Origin of the sequence: Citrobacter sp. R4, from assembly GCF_026719175.1 — a bacterium.
In the GTDB taxonomy this organism is placed as follows: Bacteria; Pseudomonadota; Gammaproteobacteria; order Enterobacterales; family Enterobacteriaceae; genus Citrobacter_A; species Citrobacter_A sedlakii.
Window position 1 is genome coordinate 170924 of record NZ_JAPPSU010000004.1, and the last position, 26331, is coordinate 197254.

A 26331-nucleotide genomic window follows, 5' to 3' on the forward strand; every position below is an offset into this window, starting at 1 on the left:
ATAGCAATGAAACTGGATATTCTGATCAAAAATGGCCTGATTGCCGATGTCGAAAGCAATGAATACCTGAATCGCAGCATCGGGATTATTGGCAACCGCATTGTCGATCTGGATAACGTCGACGCCACCCAGGCGGAAACGGTGATCGATGCCGCTGGCTGTCTCGTCCTGCCGGGTCTGATCGACTTTCATGCCCATGTGTTTCATGGCGGTACGGCAATCAGCGTAAACCCGGATATTATCTGCCTGCCGAATGGCGTCACCAGCGTGGTGGATGCGGGTAGCAGCGGGTGGGTGAACTACGCGTTGTTTCGTCACAGCGTGATCGCATCTTCAATGGTAAAGATAAAAAGCTATCTCAACGTGGTGAACGTCGGGCTTTCCACGCTCGGGGGCGGGCCAACCGGTTATCTGGAAAATACCAATCCCGCGAATTACAACGTGGAACGCATTGCCCGGACGCTGGCGGAAAACAGCGACAATATCCTTGGTCTGAAGCTGCGTTACAGCCAGGATATTGCGAAGGGAAAAGCGTACTCCAGCGATCCTTTCCTTACCACCGTCGCGCTGGCGCGTGAGCTGAACACTTCCCTCTGCGTTCATGTTACAGATGCCCTGCTGCCCGCCGATGAGCTGATAGGTCATTTTCAGGCAAACGATATATACGCCCACTGCTTCCACGGTACGGGTCACTCGATACTGAACGCGCAGGGCGAAGTTTACCCGGCGGTGAAACAGGCCAAAAAGCGGGGCGTGATTTTCGACTGCTCCAACGGGGTGGCGCATTTTGACTTCAACGTGGCCAGCAATGCGATGGAGCAAGGTTTTTACCCGGATATCATCAGCACTGACCTGACGCAAAGAAATAGCCTGCGGACGGATAAGGTGTACAGCCTGCTGCACGTAATGTCGAAATATCTCAACATGGGCATGTCATTTTTTGACGTCCTGCGCGCAGTCACCACCACGCCAGCCCGCCTGATGAAAATGGAAGGAGACATCGGCACGTTAAAGCCAGGCGCGTTTGCCGATATTTCCCTTGTGAAGCTACGCAAGGAGCGGATCGTCTTTGAAGATACCCGCGGCGTAAAAATAGAGGGCGATCGGTATATCGATAACTGCGCCACACTCTGCAACGGTCAGATTGTTTATCGTCGTCTTCATTTCTGAGCATTGCCTGTTGAACCTTACACAATGGTTTGTGTAAGGTTCTTTTTATAAATCAGGACGCCAGCCGTAAGTGATGAATAAATGAAGAATAATGAGATTGTTATCTTTTCTGTTTCCAGCACCATCACTCAGCGCATCGCCAATGTGTTAATAGAACGCAAACTGGATATTCCCGTATACGAATTTCATTATTCTGACGTGCTGGAAAAAGCGGATGAGATGATTCGCGCCGGCACAAAAATTATTATCAGCCGCGGTGGCACCGCCGCCCTGTTACGCAGCAATATGACCATTCCGGTTATCGAGATCGCCCATGATTTTCACGGCGTTTATCGCATCCTGCAGGAAGCCAAACACAAGTCGCAGAAAATCGCCGCTATTGGTTTTCCTCAGTTTTGTAATGCGCTGCGCCATTATCAAAATATGACCAACGAAGAGTTCAAGATCTGCCAGGTCTATAACCATTATGATATTGAAAACGTGGTTAAAAATCTGGCCGAAAATGACTATCAGCTGGTGATTGGCGGCCTGACAGTGGCTGAAATGGCGAAAAAGTACGGCTTAAATGCGGTCATGGGCGATACCGATAATATCTCCATCGAACAAGCCATTAACGAAGCCTGGAGTCTGCTGAAATATATCAATCAGGAAAACACAAAACTGTTAATGAGCCAGTCGGCGCTGAATCAGTCGCGTGAAGGCATTATGTGTATCGACCAGATGGGGGAAGTCATTAGCGTTAATGCCACCGGTATGACCCTGTTTCAGTGCCATCCGGGCGATAAACTCTTCAAAAAAGAGGCGTTTAAAGATCTGTACGGTAGCATTATTAATGAAATAAGCCTGAAGGAACAGCCGACGGAAATTAACGGAAATCTGGTCTACGTCTCGATCAAACATTTTGCCAACCGTCGACACTCGTTTTCGATTATCACCGGTTTAAGCCAGGATAATGCGCTCTGGCATTCCGTGGCGAATAAAAAAAGCAAACTGCGCGGCTTTACCACATCGTATCACTTTGACGATATTATCGGCCAGTCGCGGCAAATCCTTGACGTCATTGCGAAAGCAAAGCTGTGCGCCCAACATGATTTACCGGTCAATATCACCGGTGCTACCGGGACGGGGAAAGAGCTTTTCGCCCAGAGCATCCATAACCATAGCGCACGCAGCCATTGTCCTTTTATCGCCATCAATTGCGCGGCCATCCCGGAAAGCCTGCTGGAAAGCGAACTGTTTGGCTATGCCGATGGCGCATTTACCAACGCCCGTAAAGGCGGCAAACCCGGCATTTTCGAAATGGCGAAAGACGGCACGGTGTTCATTGATGAAATCAGCGAAGCGCCGTTATCGGTGCAGGTAAAATTGCTGCGCGTATTACAGGAAAAACAGTTTTCCCGGATCGGCGGCGACTCGTTGATTACCGCCAACTTCCGCCTTATTACCGCCAGTAATAAACCGCTGAAGGCGCAGGTCGACGCGGGTGAATTTCGTCAGGATCTCTGGTACCGCATCAACATTCTCGAACTGGCGTTGCCCGCGCTCCACGAGCGCCCCGGCGACGTCATGCTGATCGTGCAGCACCTGCTGGCGCAGCAAGGCAAAACGCTGATATTTACCCCGGAAGCCCAGGCGTTTTTAAACGCGTATACCTGGCCGGGCAACATTCGTGAGCTGCAGGCGGTGGTTTATCGGCTCGTTGTGTTATTACAAACGGATGTGGTGAGCAAAGCGGATCTTCAGCAGTTGTGCCAGATGTCCTCCGTTTCGCCGGAGGAGGTTTCGCGCCTCCCCACAAGCGAAATGACGGTGGACGCTACCAACCTGCTTAAGAAACAGGAAAAACAGCTCATTACCCGCGTCATTGAAACCACGGCAGGCGACCGTACCAAAGCCGCGACAATGCTCGGAATAAGCCCCACCACATTGTGGCGTAAGCTTAAAGAACATCGCATCAGCGTTTAGCGTCCTCATGAGACGTTAAATCCTGCGCGCAGGCCCAGGCGCTCGACCACGCCCACTGGAAGTTGTAGCCGCCCAGCCAGCCGGTCACGTCCATCACTTCACCAATGAAGTAGAGCCCCGGTACGTTACGGGCTTCCATCGTTCGCGATGACAGTTCGTTGGTATCGACGCCGCCCAGCGTCACTTCCGCCGTGCGGTAACCTTCAGTGCCATTTGGCTGTATACGCCACGCGGTGAGGGTGTCGACCAGCGTCTGCTGCTCACGCGCGTTAAGCTGCTTAAGCGAAACGTCGGGGATTTGCCCAAGCTGCTGCAAACATTCCACCAGCCGCTTCGGCAGAAGCATCGCCAGCGTATTTTTCAGGCTTTGATTGGGGTGTGCGCTGCGCTGCTCGTTTAAGAAAGTGTCGGGATCGGCATCCGGCAGCAAATTAATGGTAACAAATTCGCCAGGTTGCCAGAAGCTGGATATCTGTAAAACAGCCGGGCCTGACAGACCGCGATGAGTGAACAGCAGATTTTCGCGAAAGACGGTGCCGTCCTCGGCGGTAATGACTGACGGCACAGAAACGCCGGAAAGCACCTGAAGCTGCTCCAGCAGGGGTTTATGCAGGGTGAAAGGCACCAGACCTGCACGCGTCGGCAACACCTTCAGGCCAAACTGTTCGGCAATTTTATAACCGAACGGCGTGGCGCCCAGTCCCGGCATCGACAGCCCGCCAGAGGCGATCACCAGTTTTTTTGCGCCAACGTTCATACCATTCAGCGCCAGCGTATAACCGTCGTTGTCCCGCGTAACGCTCAGCACTTCGCTGCGTAACCGCAGGGTAACATTGCCTTTTTCACATTCGGCCACCAGCATGTCGACGATTTGCTGCGCGGAGTCATCACAAAAAAGCTGTCCGAGCGTTTTTTCGTGCCATGCGATGCCGTACTTGCCGACCAGATCGATGAAATCCCACTGGGTATAGCGCGCCAGCGCCGATTTGCAAAAATGCGGGTTTTCGCTCAAATAGGCCGCAGGCTCAACATAAAGGTTAGTAAAGTTGCAGCGCCCGCCGCCGGACATGAGGATCTTGCGACCCGGTTTCTTACCGTTATCGATAAGCAGCACCCGGCGCCCCGCCTGTCCTGCCTGCGCCGCACAAAACATACCTGCCGCGCCAGCGCCTATAATAACGGCATCAAACCTTTCCACTTTGCGTTCCTCTCTCAAAACCGGGCGTGAATTGTAAAGTTATCTAAGTGGTCGCACCAGCGCCAAAATCCTCAGTAAGGAGTATTTGTCTGAAATCTATAAGATAATTCTTTAGAGGCAGCTCAGGATGCCGACGTTAAATCAAAAAAAGTCTATATTTCACTTTGCCCGCGCCGCCAAAGTCACTGATAATGCGCCGCGTTCATGTCCTCAAGATGGCGTAACGTCCTATGCTACATTTGTTTGCTGGCCTGGATTTACATACCGGGCTTTTATTGTTACTTGCTCTGGCTTTTGTGCTGTTCTACGAAGCGATCAATGGCTTCCATGATACAGCCAACGCAGTCGCAACCGTTATCTACACCCGCGCGATGCGTTCGCAGCTGGCGGTGGTGATGGCTGCGCTGTTCAACTTCTTAGGTGTGCTGCTGGGCGGACTCAGCGTAGCCTATGCCATCGTGCATATGCTGCCGACGGACCTGCTACTCAACATGGGCTCCACGCATGGACTTGCGATGGTCTTCTCCATGCTGCTTGCGGCGATCATCTGGAACCTCGGTACCTGGTACTTTGGCTTGCCTGCATCCAGTTCCCACACGCTGATTGGCGCGATTATCGGTATCGGTTTAACCAATGCCCTGATGACCGGCACGTCAGTTGTCGACGCGCTCAACATCCCGAAAGTTATCGGCATTTTTGCTTCGCTTATCGTCTCGCCGATCGTCGGTCTGGTGGTCGCGGGCGGCCTGATTTTCATTCTGCGTCGTTACTGGAGCGGCACCAAAAAGCGCGCCCGTATCCACTTGACGCCAGCGGAACGTGAAAAGAAAGACGGTAAGAAAAAGCCGCCGTTCTGGACCCGTATCGCCCTGATTCTTTCCGCTATCGGCGTGGCGTTCTCTCACGGCGCGAACGATGGTCAGAAAGGCATTGGTCTGGTGATGCTGGTTCTGATTGGCGTCGCTCCGGCGGGTTTCGTGGTGAATATGAACGCCTCAGGTTATGAAATTACCCGTACCCGCGATGCGATCAATAACGTCGAAACTTACTTCCAGCAGCACCCTGACCTGCTGAAAAAAGTGACAGGCGTCGACCAGTTGATTCCTTCCCCGGAACCGGTCGCCACCCAGCCAACGGAATTCCACTGCCACCCGGCAAACACCATCAACGCGCTTGAGCGTGCGAAGGCCATGCTGGCGAACAACGTGGAAAGCTATGACAAACTGAGCGTTGAGCAACGTAGCCAGCTGCGTCGCATCATGCTGTGCATCTCCGACACCACTGATAAGGTGACGAAGCTGCCAGGCGTGAGCACAGACGACCAGCGTCTGCTGAAAAAACTGAAAACCGATATGCTGAGCACCATTGAGTATGCGCCTGTCTGGATCATCATGGCGGTCGCGCTGGCGCTGGGTATTGGTACCATGATCGGCTGGCGCCGTGTGGCGACCACTATCGGTGAAAAGATTGGCAAGAAAGGCATGACCTATGCACAGGGGATGTCCGCGCAGATGACGGCGGCTGTCTCTATCGGTCTGGCCAGCTACACCGGTATGCCGGTTTCCACCACCCACGTACTCTCCTCCTCTGTGGCGGGGACGATGGTGGTTGACGGCGGCGGTTTGCAGCGTAAAACGGTAACCAGCATTCTGATGGCGTGGGTCTTCACGCTGCCAGCCGCGATCCTGCTTTCCGGTACGCTGTACTGGATCTCGCTGAAGCTGATTTAAACATCACTGTGCCGGAGGGCGGCAATGCCTTATCCGGCCTACAGATAAACGAAGCACTCTGGCCCGGTAAGCGAAGCGCTTTCAGGTAAGGGGATGCGAAATAAACCGTATCGGGCGGGTCAGGAAACTGGCCCGCTTTTTTTTGCTCAGTGCCAAATCATCAACGCGATAAGGCTGATGACCACCAGGCCGCACAGCGCGCTGGTCAGAATAAACTGACCGCGCACCCGCTCACAGCGGCGAATGAATTCATCATCATGGTGATCGCGGTAACGCTGGGCGTAGATATACCACACCAGCCGCACCTGCTTGTTGGGCTGGCCGTGCGAGGTAAAAAAGCCGCCCCCATCCACATACTGGTAAAGCAAAGGATCGCAACCACGAAGTACCACTAACAGTGCGCGTAACGATGAGAAATAGCGCGCCATATTAACAATGCATACGACACATAACGCCCAGAACAATGCGACGGTGCTTATCATACGACCTCCCCGGCGACCCGCCCACGGAGATCCTCTCCGGGACTACCGCTCCCCAAACTTGCCAGACAGTTCAATGAAAGAGTACGACGAAACCGCCCACGATGGTGCATAAAATCCGAGCGGCTTTATTAATAGTGTAGGAGATCAGTTAATTTTTTTGCCAGAAGGTTAATCACTATCAATGCAATTAACGCAAAAATTTGTTTAACTAACTGGTAAGCAAGGCGGATTGACGGATTATCCTGGTCGCTATACTGTAAGGATCGTCTCAACAATTCATCGCGGCTGAGCTGGCCCCGCGTAGACAAAATCGCATAGTTCGCAGGACGCGGGTGACGCGACGGCACAAGAAACGCCAGCTGGCTGGTCATCGACAACTTTATGGAAGGAGTAATACTATGGCTTACAAACACATTCTCATCGCAGTTGATCTTTCTCCGGAAAGTAAAGTGCTGGTAGAAAAAGCGGTCTCTATGGCGCGCCCGTACAACGCAAAAGTTTCCCTGATCCACGTAGATGTAAACTACTCTGACCTTTATACCGGCCTGATTGACGTTAATCTGGGCGATATGCAAAAGCGCATTTCTGAAGAAACTCACCATGCGCTGACCGAGCTTTCCACCAACGCAGGCTACCCTATCACCGAAACCCTGAGCGGTAGCGGCGACCTGGGCCAGGTGCTGGTCGACGCGATTAAGAAATACGACATGGACCTGGTGGTATGTGGTCATCATCAGGACTTCTGGAGCAAGCTGATGTCTTCAGCGCGCCAGTTGATCAACACCGTTCACGTTGACATGCTGATCGTTCCTCTGCGCGACGAAGAAGAGTAAGTTTTCCCTGCCAGATCCCACGCCCGCTTTTGCGGGCGTTTTTATTTCTCCCTCAGGACATCATTCCAGCCTACAAAACATAATTAGTGTGATCGGCTAATTAGATCGAAATCTATCTGTATAATAATCTACTCATTCGGTTAATGACCGCAGTCTATAACAGAGTCATACATTTTCGGCGCGTTTTGTTTTACGCGTCATACTTTTTGGGATGGCATCGAAAGGCGAAAAAATATGAACACATCTGCACCGACGGGGTTGCTACAACAACCCCGCCCCTTCTTCATGATCTTTTTTGTCGAATTATGGGAACGATTCGGCTATTACGGCGTTCAGGGCATCCTGGCCGTTTTCTTCGTCAAACAGCTTGGCTTCTCGCAGGAACAGGCCTTTATCACCTTTGGCGCCTTCGCTGCGCTGGTCTACGGCCTGATCTCCATTGGCGGTTACGTGGGCGATCACCTGCTTGGCACTAAGCGAACGCTGGTGCTGGGGGCGATTGTACTGGCAATCGGCTACTTCATGACCGGGATGTCGTTACTGAAGCCCGACCTGATATTTATCGCACTCGGAACCATCGCTGTCGGCAACGGCTTATTTAAAGCCAACCCGGCGAGCCTGCTTTCGAAATGTTATCCCCCGAAAGATCCGCGTCTGGATGGCGCTTTCACCCTGTTTTACATGTCGATCAACATCGGTTCGCTGCTGTCGCTTTCCCTGGCGCCCGTGATTGCGGAAAAGTTTGGCTATGCCGTCACCTATAACCTGTGCGGCGCGGGGCTGATTGTCGCGCTGCTGGTCTATTTCGCCTGCCGGGGGATGGTAAAGAATATTGGCTCCGAGCCGGACCATCGGCCGCTCAGTATGCGGAATCTGCTGTCTGTGCTGATTGGCACAGTGGCGATGATTTTCCTCTGCGCCTGGTTGATGCATAACGTACAGGTCGCCAACCTGGTGCTGATCGTTCTGTCCATCGCGGTGACGATTATCTTTTTCCGCCAAGCGTTTAAGCTGGATAAAACCGGGCGCAACAAAATGTTCGTGGCGTTTATCCTGATGCTTGAAGCGGTGCTGTTTTACATTCTTTACGCACAGATGCCAACCTCGCTGAACTTTTTCGCCATTAATAACGTCCACCATGAGATCCTCGGCTTCACCATTAACCCGGTGAGTTTCCAGGCGCTGAACCCGTTCTGGGTAGTCGTCGCCAGCCCGGTACTGGCGGCGATCTACACCCGTCTGGGCAGCAAAGGCAAAGACCTGACGATGCCAATGAAATTTACCCTCGGGATGTTTTTATGCTCGCTGGGCTTTTTAACCGCCGCCGCCGCAGGCATGTGGTTTGCCGACGCGCAGGGGCTGACGTCGCCGTGGTTTATCGTACTGGTGTATTTGTTCCAGAGTCTGGGCGAACTGCTGATCAGCGCGTTGGGGCTGGCGATGGTCGCGGCGCTGGTGCCGCAGCACCTGATGGGCTTTATTCTGGGGATGTGGTTCCTGACGCAGGCCGCGGCGTTTCTGCTGGGCGGCTACGTGGCCACCTTTACCGCCGTGCCGGAAAATATCACCGACCCGCTACTGACGCTGCCCATTTATACCGGGGTATTCAGTAAAATCGGACTGGTGACGCTGGGCGTAACGGTGGTGATGGCGCTGATGGTGCCGTGGCTGAACCGGATGATCAATACGCCGGACAGCGAGAAGTAACCGTACTGCTTGTGCCGGAGGGCAGTCTCGCCTTCCGCACCGGACTCCAGGCCCGATAGCGCAACGCCATCGGGCCATTCATCCGATTTACCCTTTACGCGCGTCGATCCACGCCTGCACTTCGACGACAAATGTATCCGGGGCTTTACGGTACATTTTACGCGCCAAATCGAGAATGGTATGTTGGCCCAATGCCTCTTCCATTCGATGCTGCGCCATATCCATCACTGAACGCACGCCACAAATGCCTTCACAGGCCCACGTCGGCGGTTGCTCGTCAAATACTGCCAGACGTTGGCGGATCTCGCGACATTCGAAAATACGCTTGTCGCCATCTATGGCATTAACCACATCCAGCACGGTAATGTGTTCGGCGGGTCTGGCAAGCTGAAAACCGCCCCCCTTTCCTTCTATGCTGCGCACCAGTCCCGCCTTCGACAGTCGGGTAAAGATTTTAGCCAGGTAGTCATACGGCACACTTTGTAACTCAGCTATTTCGCGCACGCTCATATCGCGGGCATCGCCTTTGCTGTCCACCATACACATCAAGCTGTGGATGCCATACTCAACCCCGGAACTGTAGAATGCCATGCCTTTATCTCAGCCAAATTAATTCTGAGTTATTGTAGCTTTTTCGCCCTTATCATTCCACTCCCTCCCTTTAAATCAGCGATGATAGCAAAAATAACTAGCTATTAATCAAGATGATAATAGCTAAATATTGACCGTCATGATTTTTCGCGTTGCTTTTTAAAACTACGACTAATAAAATCCGAGTAAACAAATCAGTGTTAACGGAGCAGGTAAGCAATGCGTAAACAAATTTTGATCGTTGGTGCGGGTTTCGCCGGAATGTGGGCAGCCCTGAGCGCCGCTCGTCTGGTGGATAAAAATGACAGCCAGTCTATTGATATTACGGTGATTGCCCCGCAGCCTGAGCTTCGTGTGCGTCCCCGCTTCTATGAAAATGCCGTAGAAACATTGGTTGCCCCTTTACAGCCATTGTTCGACGTTACGGGCGTAAATTTCCTGCGCGGAACGGTCACTCAAATTCTGCCCGCCTCAAAGGAGGTCAGTTGGACTGACACCAGCGGTGAATCACACTTACATCACTATGACCGTCTGATTCTCGCCAGCGGAAGCCACGTCAACCGTTCACACGTGCCGGGCGCACAAACTTATACGTTCGATCTGGACCAACTGGAGAGCGCCGCGGTCCTGGAGCGGCACCTGAACGAACTGCCGCGCCAGGTGGAAAGTGACGCGCGTAATACCGTTGTCGTTTGCGGGGGCGGTTTTACCGGTATCGAGATGGCGCTGGAACTACCGGGACGGCTGCGTGAGATCCTCGGCGCGAATGCTAAGACCAGAGTAGTCGTAGTTGAACGTGGACCGACGCCCGGCTCACGCTACAGCGAAGCCCTGCGAAACACTATCATCGAAGCTTCCGCTGAGCTTGGCGTGGAATGGCTGGTGAATAGTGAGATTGAAAAAGTCGATGCCGGCGGCGTAACGCTGAGAGATGGACGCACCATCCCTTCACAAACGGTAATCTGGACGGCTGGCGTACAGGCAAACGCCCTGACAGCGCAAATTGATGCGCCGCGCGATCGCCAGGGCCGTCTGCACGTTAACAGCAAACTTCAGGTGCCTGGACACGAGCATATTTTCGCCACTGGCGATGTGGCCTACGCAGCCACCGATGATAAAGGCAATCACGCCCTCATGACCTGCCAGCACGCGATTTTGCTGGGCAAATTTGCGGGTAATAACGCCGCAGCCGATTTGCTCGGCATCGAAGCGCTACCGTATCGCCAGGAAATGTATGTCACCTGTCTGGATCTCGGCGCCTGGGGTGCTGTCTATACCGAAGGATGGGACCAGCAGGTGAAACTGACGCGCGCAGAGGCGAAAAAAGTGAAGCAGTCGATCACCCGCGAATTAATTTACCCGCCGGTAGCAGAAAAAGAAGCCGCGTTTAAAATGGCGGATCCGTACGCACCATTTGTGTAAGCAGAAGCGCCATCCGGGGCTTCGTCACGCGTCCAACGGCGTCCCGGGATAAATATCAAACCGATGCCCTTTGGTCACCACCGCGTTGGGCGTGGCGATATTCGCCAGAGGCGGCGCATAATCCGGGCGCTTGACCACCACACGTTTCGTGGCGAGCTGGCGCGCCGGTTCCAGCAGACCGTCGGCGTCTAAATCCGGCCCCACCAGCGACTGAAACACCCGCATCTCTTTTTTCACCAGCGCGCTTTTCTGCTTATGAGGAAACATCGGGTCGAGATAGACCACTTGCGGACGCGGCGTGATGTCCGTCAGCGCCGACAGGCTGGAGGCGTGGATCAACTGTAAGCGTTCCTGTAACCAGCCGCCAATCTCCGGATCGGCATAGGCGCGCGTCAGGCCATCGTCGAGTAAGGCCGCCACCACCGGGTTACGCTCCAGCATCCGCACGCGGCAGCCCACCGAGGCCAGCACAAACGCATCGCGTCCTAACCCCGCCGTGGCGTCAACAACGTCGGGCAGATAGTCGCCTTTAATGCCGACCGCTTTCGCTACCGCTTCGCCGCGACCGCCGCCAAACTTACGCCGATGCGCCATCGCCCCGCCAACAAAATCAACGAAGATACCGCCCAGTTTGGGTTCGTCGCGCTTACGCAGTTCCAGATGCGCGGCAGTCATCACCAGCGCCATCAGGTTGTCTTCATCGTGCTCCAGTCCCCAGCGGGACGCCAGAACAGATAAGGCGCCGTCTCCGGCGCCTGTTTCATTAACTAAGCAGATTTTCACGTCGGGATTAGCCTTTTATCCCATAATGTTCCAGCATTGCGTCCAGCTGCGGCTCGCGGCCACGGAAGCGTTTGAACAGTTCCATCGGCTCTTCAGAACCGCCACGGGTCAGGATGTTATCAAGGAACGACTGTCCGGTTTCGCGGTTGAAAATCCCCTCTTCTTCAAAGCGGGAGTAGGCATCTGCCGCCAGCACGTCTGCCCACAGGTAGCTGTAATACCCCGCCGCATACCCGCCGGCGAAGATGTGGCTAAACGCGTGCGGGAAGCGGCCCCAGTGCGGTGATGGCACCACGGCCACCTGCTTTTTGATCTCTGCCAGCGTTTCAAGGATCTTTGCCCCCTGCTGCGGGTCAAATTCCGCATGCAGGCGGAAGTCGAACAGGCCGAACTCCAGCTGGCGCAGGATGAACAGCGCCGCCTGATAATTCTTCGCCGCCAGCATTTTATCCAGCAGTGCTTTCGGCAGCGGCTCGCCGGTCTCAAAGTGACCGGAGATGAACGCCAGCGCGTCCGGCTCCCAGCACCAGTTTTCCATAAACTGGCTTGGCAGCTCGACCGCATCCCACGGTACGCCGCTAATCCCCGAAACTCCGGCAGTTTCAATACGGGTCAGCATGTGATGCAGGCCGTGACCGAACTCATGGAACAGGGTAATCACTTCATCATGGGTAAACAGCGCAGGTTTGCCGTTCACCGGACGGTTGAAGTTACAGGTCAGATAGGCGACCGGTTTTTGCAGGGAACCATCCGCTTTACGCATCTGGCCGACGCAGTCGTCCATCCACGCCCCGCCGCGTTTGTTTTCGCGGGCGTACAGGTCGAGGTAGAAGCTGCCGCGCAGCACGTTTTTCTCATCATACAGCTCGAAGAAACGCACATCCGGATGCCAGGTGTCCACGTCGTTGCGCTCTTTAGCGGTGATGCCGTAAATGCGTTTCACCACTTCAAACAGGCCATTAACGGCTTTGTTTTCCGGGAAGTAAGGACGCAGTTGCTCGTCGCTGATGCTGTACAGATGCTGTTTTTGCTTCTCGCTGTAGTACGCGATGTCCCACGGCTGCAGTTCATCAACGCCAAACTCCGCTTTGGCAAAGGCGCGCAGTTGCGCCAGCTCTTTTTCGCCCTGTGGACGGGCGCGTTTCGCCAGATCCGTCAGGAAGTCGAGCACCTGCTGTGGGTTTTCTGCCATTTTAGTGGCGAGAGATTTATCCGCGTAGCTGTCAAAGCCAAGCAGTTGTGCCAGTTCGTGACGCAGGGCGAGGATTTCCGCCATCACCGGGCTGTTGTCCCACTTTCCGGCGTTTGGCCCCTGATCAGAAGCGCGGGTGCTGTAGGCGCGGTACATCTCTTCACGCAGCGTCTGGTTGTCGCAGTAGGTCATCACCGGCAAATAGCTCGGAATATCCAGCGTCAGCAGGTAACCGTCCTGCTCTTTCGCTTCGGCCTGGGCTTTCGCCGCCGCCAGCGCGCTTTCCGGCATACCCGCCAGCTCCGCTTCATCGGTAATTAGCTTCGTCCAGCCCATGGTGGCGTCGAGGACATTGTTGCTGTACTGGTTGCCCAGTTCGGACAGACGGGTGGCGATTTCACCGTAGCGTTGTTGTTTATCTTTCGGCAAGCCGATGCCGGACAGCTCGAAATCACGCAGGGCGTTATCTACCGCTTTTTTCTGCGCGGTGTTCAGAGTGGCGTAATGATCGCCGTCGCGCAGGTCGCGGTACGCTTTGTACAGTCCTTCATGTTGCCCTACCCAGGTGCTGTATTCAGACAGCAGCGGCAGCGTTTGTTCGTAGGCTTCGCGCAGTTCCGGGCTGTTTTTCACCGAGTTCAGGTGGCTGACCGGCGAAAAAATGCGACCCAGCACATCATCAACTTCGGCAAGCGGCTGACACAGATTTTCCCAGGTGTACGGCGCGCCCTGCGCGACCACACGTTCCACATTTTCACGGCAGTCGTTCAGCGCTTTGGTGACGGCGGGAACAACATGCTCAGGCTGAATCTGGGAAAACGGCGGTAGCTCGAAGGGCGTCAGTAAAGGATTAGTCATAAACGCTGTCCTGTTTGAAAGAAGTGTATGAAGCGCGCATCCGGCGCTGTGCAATATCCCTGTACAATGGGGATAAGTGTAGAGGATTTCAATACCGGGCGTTGCGCTTTCGCGGCAGGGGGAACTTTTCTGTATACTGTGGCGATACGCTCTATTTTTGCCCGATGGCGCGCAGCTTTTGGGTCTACGTTTATTATCTGGAATACTTTCATCCATGCTCAGTTATCGCCATAGCTACCACGCAGGCAACCACGCCGACGTCCTTAAACACACCGTTCAGAGCCTGATCATTGAATCGCTGAAAGAGAAGGAAAAACCGTTTCTTTATCTGGACACCCATGCCGGGGCAGGTCGCTATCAGCTGAGCAGTGAACATGCCGAGCGCACCGGGGAATACCTGGAAGGCATCGCCCGCATCTGGCAGCAGGACGACCTGCCCGCCGAGCTGGAGCCGTACATTAACGTAGTGAGCCACTTCAACCGCAGCGGTCAGTTGCGTTATTACCCTGGCTCGCCGTTGATCGCCCGTCAGCTGCTGCGCGAGCAGGACAGCCTACAGTTGACTGAGCTGCACCCGAGCGATTTTCCGCTGCTGCGCGGCGAATTTCAGAAAGACAGCCGCGCCCGTGTGGCGCGCGCCGACGGCTATCAGCAGTTGAAGTCTAAGCTGCCTCCGGCTTCCCGCCGCGGCCTGATTCTTATTGACCCGCCTTATGAAATCAAAAGTGACTACCAGGCCGTGGTCAGCGGCATCAGCGAAGGCTATAAACGGTTCGCCACCGGCACTTACGCCCTGTGGTATCCGGTGGTGCTCCGCCAGCAAGTCAAACGCATGATCCACGACCTGGAAGCCACTGGCATCCGAAGGATCCTGCAAATTGAACTGGCCGTGCGCCCGGACAGCGACCAGCGCGGCATGACCGCCTCCGGAATGATTGTGATCAACCCGCCGTGGAAGCTGGAAGCGCAAATGAACAACGTGCTGCCATGGCTGCACAGCAAACTGGTTCCCGCCGGAACCGGACATACATCGGTGAACTGGATCGTGCCGGAGTAATCGCAGCCATTGGTGGAACCAATTGATTTCAGGTATACAATCGCGGCAATCTGAACGGAAGGATAAGACCTATGAGCAAACATTATGACTACATCGCTATCGGCGGTGGCAGCGGCGGTATCGCCTCGATTAACCGTGCAGCGATGTACGGCCAGAAGTGTGCGCTGATTGAAGCCAAAGAGCTGGGCGGCACCTGCGTCAACGTCGGCTGCGTGCCGAAAAAAGTGATGTGGCATGCTGCGCAGATTCGCGAAGCGATCCATCTGTACGGCCCGGACTACGGTTTTGATACCACCATCAATAATTTCAATTGGGACACGCTGATTGCCAGCCGTACCGCCTATATTGACCGTATTCACACCTCGTACGATAACGTGCTGGGTAAAAATAATGTTGATGTGATCAAGGGCTTTGCCCGCTTTGTCGATGCAAAAACCATCGAAGTTAACGGCGAAACCCTGACCGCCGACCATATTCTGATCGCCACGGGCGGCCGCCCAAGCCATCCGGATATTCCTGGCGTGGAATACGGCATCGACTCTGACGGTTTCTTTGAACTTCCCGCGCTGCCGGAACGCGTGGCGGTAGTTGGCGCAGGCTATATCGCCGTCGAGCTGGCGGGCGTGATCAATGGTCTGGGAGCGCAAACGCACCTGTTCGTTCGTAAACACGCGCCGTTGCGCAGCTTTGACCCGATGATCACCGAGACGCTGGTCGAGGTGATGAACGCTGAAGGCCCGACGCTGCACACCCAGGCCATTCCGAAAGCGGTGGTAAAAAACGCCGACGGCAGCCTGACGCTGGAACTGCAAGACGGTCGCCGCGAAACGGTTGACTGTCTGATCTGGGCGATTGGCCGCGAACCGGCGACAGATGATTTTAATCTGGCGGCAACGGGCGTGAAAACGAATGAAAAAGGCTACATCATCGTTGATAAATACCAGAACACGAACGTGGAAGGGATTTACGCGGTAGGCGACAACACCGGCGCGGTCGAACTGACGCCGGTCGCGGTGGCGGCGGGTCGTCGTCTTTCTGAACGCCTGTTTAACAACAAGCCGGACGAGCATCTGGACTACAGCAACATCCCAACCGTGGTCTTCAGTCATCCACCGATTGGCACCGTTGGCTTAACCGAGCCGCAGGCGCGCGAGCAGTACGGCGATGACCAGGTGAAAGTCTACAAATCATCGTTTACCGCCATGTATACCGCCGTTACCTCTCACCGCCAGCCGTGCCGCATGAAGCTGGTATGCGTCGGTCAGGAAGAGAAGATTGTCGGTATTCACGGTATTGGCTTCGGCATGGATGAAATGCTGCAGGGCTTCGCGGTTGCGCTGAAAATGGGCGCCACCAAGAAAGACTTCGACAACACCGTAGCGATTCACCCAACCGCCGCGGAAGAATTTGTGACGATGCGTTAAATATGATCAAGGCCGGATAGCGGTTTCACGTTACCCGGCCTGATTTTTATCACTTGCCCTGCATATACGGCGTATACACCCCGGTCTGGCTTTCGAGGAAGGCGACGATATCATCGATATCTTCCTGCGGGATCTCTTTCCCGACCTGGTAACGCAGCATCAGCTTCACCGCGCCGTCCAGGGTCGGCACATCGCCCCGGTGGAAATAGGGCGCGGTTAACGCAACGTTACGCAGACCCGGCACCTTCTGGCGCAGTTTATCGCGCAACTCATTGGTAACGTTCATACGCCCAATATCCGCTGCGGTCATTTCACCAAAGTTAAAGTCCCGCTTTAAACCCAACGGCTCAAACGACCGACCGCCGAGAATCACGCCGCCATGACAGGTCGCGCACTTGTTATCCTTGAACAGCTGATAACCGTGCTTCTGCTGTGCCGTCAGCGCGTTTTCGTCGCCGCGTAGCCACTTATCAAACGCGGAGTCTGGGGTGATCAGCGTTTTCTCGAATTCGGCAATCGCGTCGGTGATTGTCTCTCCGCTGAACCCCTGCGGGTAAACCGCCTGGAACTGCTGCTTCAGCACAGGATCCTTGTCGAGCTTACTGATGATCTCATCCCAGGATTTCGAGGCCATCTCGATTGGGTTCAGCGGCGGTCCACCGGCCTGCGCCTGTAACGTTGGCGCGCGTCCGTCCCAGAACTGCTCAACGTTAAAGACGGAGTTAAACACCGTCGGCGCATTGATTGGCCCTACCGCGCCGCCCACGCCGATCGACGTTTTACGACCATCCACTCCGCCCGCGTTCAGCGCATGGCAATGGGCGCAGGAAATCGTGCTGTCGCCGGATAAACGCGGATCGTGATACAGCGTGAAACCCAGCGCCACTTTTTGCGCATCGGTCGGTAAGACTTTTGGAATCGGCTGCACCGGCTCATTGCGATGCTGCGCGGCGGTGTCATGGCTGGCGTAATACTGCTCACGCTGCTTCGCGATCCAGTCCAGAATCGTCTTCCGTTCCTCATCGCTCACCTTCCCCGCCCAGTGCAGCGCGGTATAGCGCGTCGGTGGCATGGTTTCGTATTGCATCACCCACTCGATTTTATTCAGATCGCTCTGGGAAACAGGCTCGTTGGCCACCAGCGCGGCGCGAACGGCCTCCAGATTGAAAGATTTATAGCCAAGCTGAATATCGTAATTCATCAGTTGCCTGGCGATGGGGAAAGAAGAATAAAAAGGAAGTTCAGCGGAGGGGGTATGGCAATAATCGCATCCCTTCTCTCTTAAAAACCCCAACACCTGGTTATTTTCCTTCAGCGCAGAGGCCTGAACGGATGCAGTCTGGCTACGCTGCTTTTCGTGGTACCAGACGTAAGCGGATAAGCCGAAATAACATAGAACGATGCCAGCGATGGCTATCGCGGTAAGACGGGTAATGATTTTCATTATTTTACCCTCACGGTAGTGAGTTAGTGGGTCCCAGAAAGATAAAATGACGTGTCTTGTAAAGACCCAGTCATAATAAAAAAGACGCTGAAGCGGGGATTGATAAGTATCAAGCAATAACATGGGCGGTAACTATCGTTGAGATAGCTTATCCCTATTATTTAACGGGTTTTTTATTTTTTGCTATTTATACTTCGTTGCAATCGAATGTTCCGAAAATAGCGACGGTCGACACAACATCATTTTTCAGAATAGCGCTGTCTTTCAAACAGATAAATTATTTATATGATAAAAGAGGAAATATCGAAACGTGATCGACCGCACACTTTGCACCGCACAGACCGAAGCGAATGTCTACGCTTAAAAAACAGCCGGGCAACACCCGTATCATTTACGACGCAATCCGGAGGTCCTTCTCATTATGATCAACCAGAACCTACAACACGTCCCGTCAGAGGAACTCACGATCGATGTCGATCTGATGTACGAAACGGATCCGTGCGAGTTAAAGCTGGATGAGATGATCGAGGCAGAACCGGAACCTGAGATGATTGAGGGGCTCCCCGCCTCTGACGCCCTGACGCCAGCCGATCGTTATCTTGAACTGTTTGAGCATGTGCAGTCCGTAAAGCTGTTTCCCGACAGCAAAACGTTCCCGGACTGCGCGCCGAAAATGGATCCGCTCGATATTCTGATCCGCTACCGTAAAGTCAGACGTCATCGGGATTTCGATTTGCGACAGTTTGTCGAAAACCACTTCTGGTTGCCGGAAGTGTACGACAGCCAATATGTCTCAGACCCTGAAAATACGCTTAAAGAACACATTGACCGTCTGTGGCCGGTGCTTACCCGCGAACCGCAGGATCATATCCCGTGGTCCTCGCTGCTGGCGTTGCCGCAGTCTTATATCGTGCCAGGCGGCCGATTTAGTGAAACCTACTACTGGGATTCCTACTTCACCATGCTGGGCCTGGCGGAAAGCGGCCGGGAAGATCTGCTGAAATGCATGGCGGATAATTTTGCGTGGATGATCGAGAAATACGGTCACATTCCTAACGGTAACCGCACCTATTATCTGAGCCGCTCGCAGCCGCCGGTCTTCGCCCTGATGGTCGAATTGTTCGAAGAGGATGGCGTACGCGGCGCGCGGCGTTATCTCGATCATTTGAAAATGGAGTACGCCTTCTGGATGGACGGGGCGGAGTCGCTGGTGCTTAACCAGGCCTATCGTCACGTGGTTCGCATGCCGGACGGTTCGCTGCTCAACCGTTACTGGGACGATCGTGACACGCCGCGCGACGAGTCGTGGCTGGAAGATGTGGAAACCGCCAAGCACTCCGGGCGTCCGCCAAATGAGGTCTATCGCGACCTGCGTGCGGGCGCGGCCTCTGGCTGGGACTACTCTTCCCGCTGGCTGCGCGACGCCACGCGTCTGGCGAGCATTCGCACAACGCAGTTTATCCCGATCGATCTCAACGCCTTCCTGTTTAAGCTGGAAAGCGCTATCGCCAATATTTCGGCGCTGAAAGGAGAACGCGAGGTGGAAGCGGAATTTCGCCAGAAGGCCAGCGACCGACGGGCGGCAGTAAACCGCTATCTGTGGGATGAAGAAAACGGCTGCTATCGCGACTATGACTGGCGACGCGGAGAGATGGCGCTGTTTTCCGCCGCCAGCATCGTGCCGCTGTATGTCGGCATGGCGACGCACGAACAGGCCGATCGCCTCGGCGACGCGGTACGTAACCGCCTGCTGACGCCTGGCGGGATCCTCGCCACCGAGTATGAAACCGGCGAGCAGTGGGATAAACCCAACGGTTGGGCGCCGCTCCAGTGGATGGCGATTCAGGGCTTCAAAATGTACGGCGACGACGCGCTTGGCGATGAGATAGCGCATAGCTGGTTGCAAACGGTGAATCTTTTTTATCAACAGCACCACAAGCTGATCGAGAAGTATCACATCGCTGGCGGCACCCCGCGTGAAGGGGGTGGTGGTGAATATCCGTTGCAGGACGGCTTCGGCTGGACGAACGGCGTGGTGCGTCGGCTGATTGGCTTGTACGGCGAACCTTAAAGCGAGTACCGGATGGCGGCGCGAAGCGCCTTCTCCGGCCTACCGCATTACCTGATGGCGTCATAAATGGCGCGTTGGATCCTGTGCCACTTTTTATTATCCGCGCTGGGGTCGGCGCGCAAGCGCCGTTCCGCCTGCTCCATATCATACTGCTGGCGCTTCACCACCGCAGGCACGGTGCAAAATCGTTGCAGGTAGGCTTTGTGCTCACTGGTCATCGTCGCGCCGCCTGACATGGCGTGACCCAGCGTGTTGATGAACCGTCGACAGGGCTTGTTTTCGTCCATCTGGGAGGGATAGCGCAGCAGCAGCTGTAAAACGTCGTCGTGTCCGCGGGCAAACGCCGTCTCCGTCCAGGCAATCTGCCAGTTCATTCCGCCTTGTAAAAAAAGGCTGGTGACCCGCACATCGTTACGATCGATGGCCGCCCGAAGTGAAAACGCATCCCAGGTAATCCCCATCTGGCTGACCGTCTCCCGTGCAGAGGGCATTTCACGCTTGGGTTCGCTCTGCACGATAGCCACGCTTGGGGCTGGCGCTGGCGGCTGGGAGCTGACCAGCCACGCGCCGCCGCCGAGCATGGCGAAGACCATCACGCCGACGGCGCCCCACAGCACGCCGGAAATCAGCTGCTCGCGTTCTTCCGCCGTGCGCTGCGGCCGCTTGCGCGGTGGATCAATGGATTCGCCGATCTCCTGCGCGTCACCGCCTGCCTGATGGTCTTTATGCCGCGCATCGTCCCAGTATTGCGCCAGTTTTCCTTCTTCCACGATCATGAACGCCGTCGGGTTTACCCGCCCTCGTCCCTGTTCGTAAGCCCGCTGTACGGGGCGGACAATATGCTGAAACTGGCAGGCCAGTAGCGTTAGTTGCGCCGATGATAAGGGAACGCCGGCCAGTACGCTGTTACGCGCCTGCCGGCAGTCATCAAGAAACATGCGTAGTGTGAGGCGCGGTTCTACAAACAGCGTCAACACGGATGCATCGTTAAAGATCCCGGCATAATGGCGGCTAAAGGTTTTCTTATCGACCACCATTAGCGCCAGTTCGCTAAAGCGCATTCCGCTCAGCGGATCCTGCTTTTCACCCTGCTTAATCCAGCGTCTGAGCTTATCGGCGCCGAAGCTCTGTCTGAGATAGTTGTTGAGCTGACTCTTGTCCGGCCACATTTGCGCAATCAGGGCGATTAACGTCAGTTCAATCGCGCGCAGCTGGCGCTCGGCGCGCATCTGCTGGCTTGCATCGGTTTGCTCTATGTCTGTCTTGTAGTTCAGCAACGGCTGATGCTGGCGCAGTCGTTCAAGGGCATTCACTACCCGCAGGGCGGCAATAAGCTGATTCTCGTTGACCTCTTGTCCACTGTCGTATTGCGGCACGCACTGCTGAAGGTGGCGCAGTTGCAGCGTCAACTGGCTCAGTTGCGCATCGTTAAGATGCAGCCGCCGGGCGACCGCGCTCCAGCCCCCCAGATTCAGTCGGGCCTGATCCAGTTGTTCAAGAAACCAGCGCGGATCTTTGCCTTCAGAAGCATGTACCCCCAACAACAGCAGGATTTCAACGGAAGCCTGGCGGATGATTCCCAGGCAGTGTTCAAACGTCGTGCGTGTGGTCTGTAAAACGCTAATCGTCATTCTCTTCCTTCACCAGAAAGTCCACCCCACCGGGAATAAATTTTGCTTTAGTACATTGTTTTAATTATTACTTTTTATAGATATAACATGTTTAATCATTAATACAGTGACCGCTGTGTGAACATCGAGAAATTTTCAGGAGTGTGCCCCGTGCCCGTGTTAACGACCGACCGCCTGACCTGTCGCCCCATCGTCTCCCACGACTGGCCCTTTTTTCTCGCGCTCCAGCGACACCCGTCGGTGATGCGTTACGTTGCTGACGCGCGCAGCGAAAAACAGATCCGTGACGCCTTTGACGCCCGCCTGCCGGCATGGCAGCCTGGCGCAGCGCACTGGCTGTGCCTTGTGGTGTGCGACACGGCGACGCAGACGCCGCTGGGCGTGACGGGGTATATTCAGCATGATGAAGGAAACGCGGAAGTGGGGTTCCTGCTGGCAGCGGAGGCGCAGGGGAAAGGGTATGGCATGGAGTCCCTGCGCGCAGTCTGCGACTACGCCTTCACAACGGGCGGCTTACGCCGCCTGACGGCCTGCGTCACAGAAGGAAACCAGGCCTCGCGGCGCTTGCTGGAAAAAACAGGATTTGTACTGGAAGGCACGCTACGGGAAAGCTACTGGCTCGAACAGCGCTGGCAAAATGACTGGCTGTTCGGTCTACTGAAGCGGGACTATTTCGCGACCAGCACATCTCTGGCCACGAAATAAAAAGCGATTGCCTTATGGCTGAAACAACAGCATGGCCGCCTGCGTACGGTTTTTCACGTCGAGGCGGCGATAAAGCGTTTCAAGATGCGCTTTAACCGTTCCGGTACTGATATTTAACGCACGGCCAATTTCTTTATTTGATTCGCCCGCCGCAAGCATTGTTAAAATTTCTCGCTGTCGGCTACTTAATGCGTTTATATCACGATATTCAGGTGATGAAGTTGTTAACAATTCACTGGGTAAAAATAACATTCCCATCGCGACGCTATTTAAGGCAAGGGCGAATTTTTCGGCGACAGAATCACGCGGCACAATCGCCAGCACGTTATATTGCACCATTTCCTGAAGCCACTTTTTGCTGCAGTCTGTCACCGAAATCAAGGTCCTCACCTGCGGAAACCGCTGGACCAGAGTCTGTAATAACCAGCGGCAAAACTCGCCGTCAAGGTCGCCGTCCAGCATCAGCAGGGCGTCCGGGGTGTTTTCCAGCGTTTGCCAGAGTTCATCCGCCTGACTGACGCCCTGAATACTTACTCCTGGAATTCGCTGTTCTAAACTGATTTTCATTCCATGAATAAATATTGACTGCCTGTCAAACATGATGATGTTCATTACTCTCTCTCCACCGTTTTCCAAAATCGCATTAAGGAGTGAAAGGGTATTACCCGGGGGGTAAAATAAGAATTCGCCTTTTGGCGGGGGCCATTCTACCGATATCACGCACGGAGAGAAGAAAAAAAGACGAATAGTTACAGCTCAGCCCCATAAATTACACATTTGACGAAAATACCGACGTTAAATTAAGGATATCCTTATAAATTCGTGGTGAGGTAATGATTTATAATATTATTTATCAAAATATTATCGAAAGCGCGCAGAAAGGGAAAGAAGTGAAAAACCCGCAATATGTAACATAATAAAAATTCGCATTTTAGGTTAATTCAGCGGACTTTCGCCCGCTGAACCGCGGTTATAAAAACATACCGCCTGACACCTCAATACGCTGTGCGGTCATCCAGGCCAGATCGTCACTGAGCAACGCGGCAATAGCGTCACCGATGTCATCGGGTAGCCCTGCGCGACCAAGCGTCGTTTGCGACGCGATCCACGCGTTCAGCGCCTGATTGTCCCGCACACGACCGCCGCCGAAATCCGTTTCAATTGCGCCGGGCGCGATAACATTAACGGAAATGCCCCGTTCGCCAAGTTCTTTCGCCTGATAGCGCGTCAGGACTTCCATTGCCCCTTTCATCGCAGCGTAGGCCGCGTAACCCGGCAGGGCAAAACGCGCCAGCCCGGTTGACACATTGAGAATGCGTCCGCCATTTTTCAGCAGCGGCAACAGATGCTGAGTCAGGAAAAAGGGGCCTTTAAAATGAATGCGCATCAGTTCGTCAAACATCGCTTCGGTCGTGTCGACATAAGGTGCATACACGCCAATACCGGCATTGTTCACTAAATAATCAAATGTCTCGCGATGCCAGTGTTGTTGAAGCTGTTCTTTTACCGTTTGCGCAAAGTCGGAAAAGCCGGATGTATCGGCGACGTTTAGCTGAATTGCCGCCGCTTTTCTGCCTTTTCCTTCAATTTCGGCGACAACATCCAGCGCCGCCTGCTGCTGGCTGTTGTAGGTAATGAGGATATCCGTTCCTTTGTCCGCCAGCTTAAGCGCGGCGTTTTTACCCAGTCCACGGCTTGCGCCAGTCACCAATGCGATACGTTGCGTCATAAGAAACCTCATTTCTGCGCTTGTGAAGATTGAGACAAAGCTTATTAGGTGATAGAAAAACAATAAATGTCGCGAATTGCGCATGACTGTTTCATCCAGAACAACAATAGGTCAATCGAATGGATAAAATTCATGCAATGCAGTTATTCCTTCGCGTCGCGGAGCTGGAAAGCTTTTCGCGTGCCGCCGATACCCTGGGCCTACCTAAAGGTAGCGTATCGCGCCAGATCCAGGCACTGGAAAACCATCTCGGCACCCAGTTGCTGCACCGCACCACGCGTCGGGTTCAACTGACCCAGGACGGCATGGTCTACTACGAGCGAGCAAAAGATGTGCTGAGTAACCTCGATGAGCTGGACGGGTTGTTTCAACACGACCCGACCAGCATCAGCGGCAAGCTGCGGATCGATATGCCGGTAGGCGTCGCCAGGAATCTGGTGATCCCGCGCCTGCCCGCCTTTTTACAGCAGTATCCCGGCATTGAGCTGGAGCTGAGCAGCAGCGATCGGCTGGTGGATCTGGTCCGCGAGGGGTTTGACTGCGTAGTGCGCGTCGGCACGCTTAAGGATTCCGGTTTGATCGCTCGTCCTCTCGGTAAGCTGACGGTGATCAACTGCGCCAGTCCGCAGTATCTGGAGCGTTTTGGTTACCCGGAAAGCGCCGACGATCTCGCCTCACATGCCGTGGTGCATTATTCGCTGAATCTCGGGACGCGCCCGCCCGGCTTTGAGATCGCCAGCGCCGGCGGCACACACTGGATAAAAACCGGCGGCACGCTGACGGTAAACAGCACCGAAACTTATCACGCCGCCTGTCTGGCGGGTCTGGGCATCATACAGGTGCCGCGGGTCGGCGTGCGGGAGGCATTACGCAGCGGCAGCCTGATCGAAATCCTGCCCCAGTACCGCGCCGCGCCGATGCCGGTGTCGCTACTTTATCCCCATCGGCGGAATCTTTCGCGGCGGGTCCATTTGTTTATGGAATGGTTATCCGGCGTTATGCGGGACTACGTGGACTGAGAAGCTATACTCTGTGCAGACATGAACAAAAGAAGGACGACCGACCTGATGACGCAGGATAACGACGTAAAACGCCCCACTCAGGAACTTGAACACCAGCCGATCCCAAAGGTCGACACGACTGAAGCCATTGAGACCCCGAAGCAGGAAAGCAGCAACCCGACGCTGAAAAAGTTGACCACCACGGTGGAACAGATCCAGCGCATTCCGATGATTGCGCATCTGATCCGCGCGACTGAGCGCTTTAACGACCGCCTGGGCAATCAGTTTGGCGCGGCCATCACCTACTTCTCGTTTCTGTCGATGATTCCGCTTCTGATGGTGTCGTTTGCCGCCGCCGGTTTTATCCTCGTCTCCCATCCCACGCTGTTGCAGGATATCTTTAATAAGATTCTGATGAACGTCAGCGACCCGACGCTGGCCGCCACGCTGAAAAGCACCATCAATACCGCGGTGCAGCAGCGTACCACCGTTGGCCTGGTGGGTCTGGCGGTGGCGCTCTATTCGGGGGTGAACTGGATGGGTAACCTGCGTGAGGCGATACGCGCGCAGTCGCGTGACGTGTGGGAACGCACGCCGCAGGATCAGGAAAAAATCTGGATAAAGTACCTGCGCGATTTTATCTCGCTGATCGGGCTGTTGGTCGCGCTGATTATTACGTTGTCGATAACTTCGGTTGCGGGTTCGGCGCAACAAATGATTATTTCGGCGCTGTATCTGGACAACATTGAATGGCTGAAACCGGCCTGGCGTCTGATTGGCCTGACGATCTCTATCTTCGCCAACTACCTGTTGTTCTTCTGGATTTTCTGGCGTCTGCCGCGCCATCGTCCGCGCAAAAAAGCGCTAATTCGCGGAACGTTTATTGCGGCGATTGGCTTTGAGGTGATCAAAATCATCATGACCTATACCCTGCCCGCGCTGGTGAAATCGCCGTCCGGCGCCGCATTTGGCTCGGTGCTGGGGCTGATGGCGTTCTTTTACTTTTTCGCCCGCCTGACGCTGTTTTGCGCCGCGTGGATCGCCACCGCCGAATACAAAGACGACCCGCGTATGCCGGGCAAAAGCCACCGCTAGAGGCGGTATCGACGTGCCGGATAGCGACTCGCTCATCCGGCCAGCTAAGGCCGACCAGGCATGGACTTCCGCCAGCACTCATTGATTCAGCATATAAATCCAGGCCGTAACTTTTATTTAACCGAAAACCAGTTTCATCCACTAAGTTTACAATTATGTGAAGCATTTCATGGACGTGAAATCTCAGGCGTAAAAATTATCCGCTTTTTGCCCATTTTTTAGCCATTCCACTACGTTGTTACA

21 protein-coding genes are annotated in these 26331 nt (G+C 54.5%); 12 read left to right on the top strand and 9 right to left on the bottom strand.

Annotated features, from left to right (window positions below; all coding sequences use genetic code 11):
• The first annotated feature begins 6 nt into the window (after window positions 1-6).
• Both OOJ60_RS11500 and OOJ60_RS11505 read left to right on the top strand, forming a co-directional pair.
• Entirely contained in the window at window positions 7-1170 is a 1164-nt protein-coding gene (locus OOJ60_RS11500; RefSeq protein WP_042286672.1) for a metallo-dependent hydrolase, read from the top strand.
• An 81-nt stretch (window positions 1171-1251) separates the two neighbouring features.
• Window positions 1252-3135 carry a sigma 54-interacting transcriptional regulator gene (locus OOJ60_RS11505; protein WP_060570203.1) on the top strand — a complete coding sequence of 628 codons (1884 nt, stop codon included), beginning with the start codon at window positions 1252-1254 and terminating at the stop codon, window positions 3133-3135.
• Here OOJ60_RS11505 and OOJ60_RS11510 read toward each other — a convergent pair.
• The gene (locus OOJ60_RS11510) at window positions 3125-4333 is read right to left on the bottom strand and encodes an NAD(P)/FAD-dependent oxidoreductase (protein WP_205612585.1); all 1209 of its coding nucleotides are present in this window, start codon (window positions 4331-4333) and stop codon (window positions 3125-3127) included. The genes OOJ60_RS11505 and OOJ60_RS11510 overlap by 11 nt on opposite strands.
• 230 nt (window positions 4334-4563) lie before the next feature.
• Between OOJ60_RS11510 and pitA the strand changes: the two genes are divergently transcribed.
• Window positions 4564-6063, top strand: a complete 1500-nt coding sequence (gene pitA, locus OOJ60_RS11515; RefSeq protein WP_042286680.1) for an inorganic phosphate transporter PitA — start codon at window positions 4564-4566, stop codon at window positions 6061-6063.
• A gap of 146 nt (window positions 6064-6209) precedes the next feature.
• On the opposite strand, the gene uspB is transcribed toward pitA, so the two are convergent.
• Window positions 6210-6545: a universal stress protein UspB gene (gene uspB, locus OOJ60_RS11520; RefSeq protein ID WP_042286682.1), complete on the bottom strand. Its 336-nt coding sequence runs from the start codon at window positions 6543-6545 to the stop codon at window positions 6210-6212.
• 398 nt (window positions 6546-6943) lie between these two features.
• On the opposite strand from uspB, the gene uspA reads away from it, so the two are divergent.
• Both uspA and dtpB read left to right on the top strand, forming a co-directional pair.
• On the top strand, window positions 6944-7378 hold the full coding sequence (gene uspA / locus OOJ60_RS11525; protein ID WP_000323571.1) for a universal stress protein UspA: 435 nt from the start codon (window positions 6944-6946) through the stop codon (window positions 7376-7378).
• Window positions 7379-7612: 234 nt separating this feature from the next.
• Window positions 7613-9085 (top strand): dipeptide/tripeptide permease DtpB, encoded by a 1473-nt coding sequence (gene dtpB / locus OOJ60_RS11530; protein WP_042286688.1) that lies wholly within the window; start codon window positions 7613-7615, stop codon window positions 9083-9085.
• Between the two features lie 87 nt (window positions 9086-9172).
• Here dtpB and OOJ60_RS11535 read toward each other — a convergent pair whose 3' ends face one another.
• Entirely contained in the window at window positions 9173-9676 is a 504-nt protein-coding gene (locus tag OOJ60_RS11535) for an RrF2 family transcriptional regulator (RefSeq protein ID WP_205612586.1), read from the bottom strand.
• A 219-nt stretch (window positions 9677-9895) separates the two neighbouring features.
• On the opposite strand from OOJ60_RS11535, the gene OOJ60_RS11540 reads away from it, so the two are divergent.
• Window positions 9896-11098 (top strand): NAD(P)/FAD-dependent oxidoreductase, encoded by a 1203-nt coding sequence (locus OOJ60_RS11540; RefSeq protein WP_205612587.1) that lies wholly within the window; start codon window positions 9896-9898, stop codon window positions 11096-11098.
• 24 nt (window positions 11099-11122) lie between these two features.
• On the opposite strand, the gene rsmJ is transcribed toward OOJ60_RS11540, so the two are convergent.
• Together rsmJ and prlC are read right to left on the bottom strand one after the other, a co-directional pair.
• Window positions 11123-11881, bottom strand: coding sequence for a 16S rRNA (guanine(1516)-N(2))-methyltransferase RsmJ (rsmJ, locus tag OOJ60_RS11545; protein ID WP_205612588.1), 759 nt, complete (start codon window positions 11879-11881; stop codon window positions 11123-11125).
• Between the two features lie 7 nt (window positions 11882-11888).
• Window positions 11889-13931, bottom strand: coding sequence for an oligopeptidase A (gene prlC / locus OOJ60_RS11550; protein ID WP_042286700.1), 2043 nt, complete (start codon window positions 13929-13931; stop codon window positions 11889-11891).
• A gap of 214 nt (window positions 13932-14145) precedes the next feature.
• On the opposite strand from prlC, the gene OOJ60_RS11555 reads away from it, so the two are divergent.
• A complete protein-coding gene (locus tag OOJ60_RS11555) occupies window positions 14146-14988 on the top strand; it encodes a 23S rRNA (adenine(2030)-N(6))-methyltransferase RlmJ (RefSeq protein WP_042286702.1) in 843 nt (280 codons plus the stop codon).
• A gap of 71 nt (window positions 14989-15059) precedes the next feature.
• Window positions 15060-16412, top strand: a complete 1353-nt coding sequence (gene gorA / locus OOJ60_RS11560) for a glutathione-disulfide reductase (protein WP_042286705.1) — start codon at window positions 15060-15062, stop codon at window positions 16410-16412.
• A gap of 49 nt (window positions 16413-16461) precedes the next feature.
• Here gorA and OOJ60_RS11565 read toward each other — a convergent pair whose 3' ends face one another.
• A complete protein-coding gene (locus OOJ60_RS11565) occupies window positions 16462-17856 on the bottom strand; it encodes a cytochrome-c peroxidase (RefSeq protein ID WP_205612589.1) in 1395 nt (464 codons plus the stop codon).
• Between the two features lie 421 nt (window positions 17857-18277).
• On the opposite strand from OOJ60_RS11565, the gene OOJ60_RS11570 reads away from it, so the two are divergent.
• Complete coding sequence (locus OOJ60_RS11570) at window positions 18278-19927, top strand: alpha,alpha-trehalase (protein WP_042286711.1); 1650 nt, start codon at window positions 18278-18280, stop codon at window positions 19925-19927.
• Between the two features lie 47 nt (window positions 19928-19974).
• Here the strand turns inward: OOJ60_RS11570 and OOJ60_RS11575 are convergent, their stop codons facing one another.
• Window positions 19975-21558 (bottom strand): STY4199 family HEPN domain-containing protein, encoded by a 1584-nt coding sequence (locus OOJ60_RS11575; protein ID WP_042286713.1) that lies wholly within the window; start codon window positions 21556-21558, stop codon window positions 19975-19977.
• 150 nt (window positions 21559-21708) lie between these two features.
• On the opposite strand from OOJ60_RS11575, the gene OOJ60_RS11580 reads away from it, so the two are divergent.
• Window positions 21709-22263, top strand: a complete 555-nt coding sequence (locus tag OOJ60_RS11580; protein ID WP_200035564.1) for a GNAT family N-acetyltransferase — start codon at window positions 21709-21711, stop codon at window positions 22261-22263.
• Window positions 22264-22275: 12 nt separating this feature from the next.
• Here the strand turns inward: OOJ60_RS11580 and OOJ60_RS11585 are convergent, their stop codons facing one another.
• Together OOJ60_RS11585 and OOJ60_RS11590 are read right to left on the bottom strand one after the other, a co-directional pair.
• Complete coding sequence (locus OOJ60_RS11585; RefSeq protein WP_200035563.1) at window positions 22276-22875, bottom strand: response regulator transcription factor; 600 nt, start codon at window positions 22873-22875, stop codon at window positions 22276-22278.
• 358 nt (window positions 22876-23233) lie between these two features.
• Window positions 23234-23992: an SDR family NAD(P)-dependent oxidoreductase gene (locus OOJ60_RS11590; RefSeq protein WP_060570213.1), complete on the bottom strand. Its 759-nt coding sequence runs from the start codon at window positions 23990-23992 to the stop codon at window positions 23234-23236.
• A 119-nt stretch (window positions 23993-24111) separates the two neighbouring features.
• Here OOJ60_RS11590 and OOJ60_RS11595 point away from each other — a divergent pair, with 119 nt between their 5' ends.
• Together OOJ60_RS11595 and yhjD are read left to right on the top strand one after the other, a co-directional pair.
• Window positions 24112-25011, top strand: a complete 900-nt coding sequence (locus OOJ60_RS11595; protein WP_042286725.1) for a LysR family transcriptional regulator — start codon at window positions 24112-24114, stop codon at window positions 25009-25011.
• Window positions 25012-25059: 48 nt separating this feature from the next.
• Entirely contained in the window at window positions 25060-26088 is a 1029-nt protein-coding gene (gene yhjD / locus OOJ60_RS11600) for an inner membrane protein YhjD (RefSeq protein ID WP_042286727.1), read from the top strand.
• Window positions 26089-26331 lie beyond the last annotated feature (243 nt).

Coding starts and splice junctions, on each gene's coding strand:
- OOJ60_RS11500 (WP_042286672.1), top strand. CDS start 7: ATGAAACTGGATATTCTGATCAAAAATGGCCTGATTGCCGATGTCGAA.
- OOJ60_RS11505 (WP_060570203.1), top strand. CDS start 1,252: ATGAAGAATAATGAGATTGTTATCTTTTCTGTTTCCAGCACCATCACT.
- pitA (WP_042286680.1), top strand. CDS start 4,564: ATGCTACATTTGTTTGCTGGCCTGGATTTACATACCGGGCTTTTATTG.
- uspB (WP_042286682.1), bottom strand. CDS start 6,545: ATGATAAGCACCGTCGCATTGTTCTGGGCGTTATGTGTCGTATGCATT.
- uspA (WP_000323571.1), top strand. CDS start 6,944: ATGGCTTACAAACACATTCTCATCGCAGTTGATCTTTCTCCGGAAAGT.
- dtpB (WP_042286688.1), top strand. CDS start 7,613: ATGAACACATCTGCACCGACGGGGTTGCTACAACAACCCCGCCCCTTC.
- OOJ60_RS11535 (WP_205612586.1), bottom strand. CDS start 9,676: ATGGCATTCTACAGTTCCGGGGTTGAGTATGGCATCCACAGCTTGATG.
- OOJ60_RS11540 (WP_205612587.1), top strand. CDS start 9,896: ATGCGTAAACAAATTTTGATCGTTGGTGCGGGTTTCGCCGGAATGTGG.
- prlC (WP_042286700.1), bottom strand. CDS start 13,931: ATGACTAATCCTTTACTGACGCCCTTCGAGCTACCGCCGTTTTCCCAG.
- OOJ60_RS11555 (WP_042286702.1), top strand. CDS start 14,146: ATGCTCAGTTATCGCCATAGCTACCACGCAGGCAACCACGCCGACGTC.
- gorA (WP_042286705.1), top strand. CDS start 15,060: ATGAGCAAACATTATGACTACATCGCTATCGGCGGTGGCAGCGGCGGT.
- OOJ60_RS11565 (WP_205612589.1), bottom strand. CDS start 17,856: ATGAAAATCATTACCCGTCTTACCGCGATAGCCATCGCTGGCATCGTT.
- OOJ60_RS11570 (WP_042286711.1), top strand. CDS start 18,278: ATGATCAACCAGAACCTACAACACGTCCCGTCAGAGGAACTCACGATC.
- OOJ60_RS11575 (WP_042286713.1), bottom strand. CDS start 21,558: ATGACGATTAGCGTTTTACAGACCACACGCACGACGTTTGAACACTGC.
- OOJ60_RS11585 (WP_200035563.1), bottom strand. CDS start 22,875: ATGAACATCATCATGTTTGACAGGCAGTCAATATTTATTCATGGAATG.
- OOJ60_RS11590 (WP_060570213.1), bottom strand. CDS start 23,992: ATGACGCAACGTATCGCATTGGTGACTGGCGCAAGCCGTGGACTGGGT.
- OOJ60_RS11595 (WP_042286725.1), top strand. CDS start 24,112: ATGGATAAAATTCATGCAATGCAGTTATTCCTTCGCGTCGCGGAGCTG.
- yhjD (WP_042286727.1), top strand. CDS start 25,060: ATGACGCAGGATAACGACGTAAAACGCCCCACTCAGGAACTTGAACAC.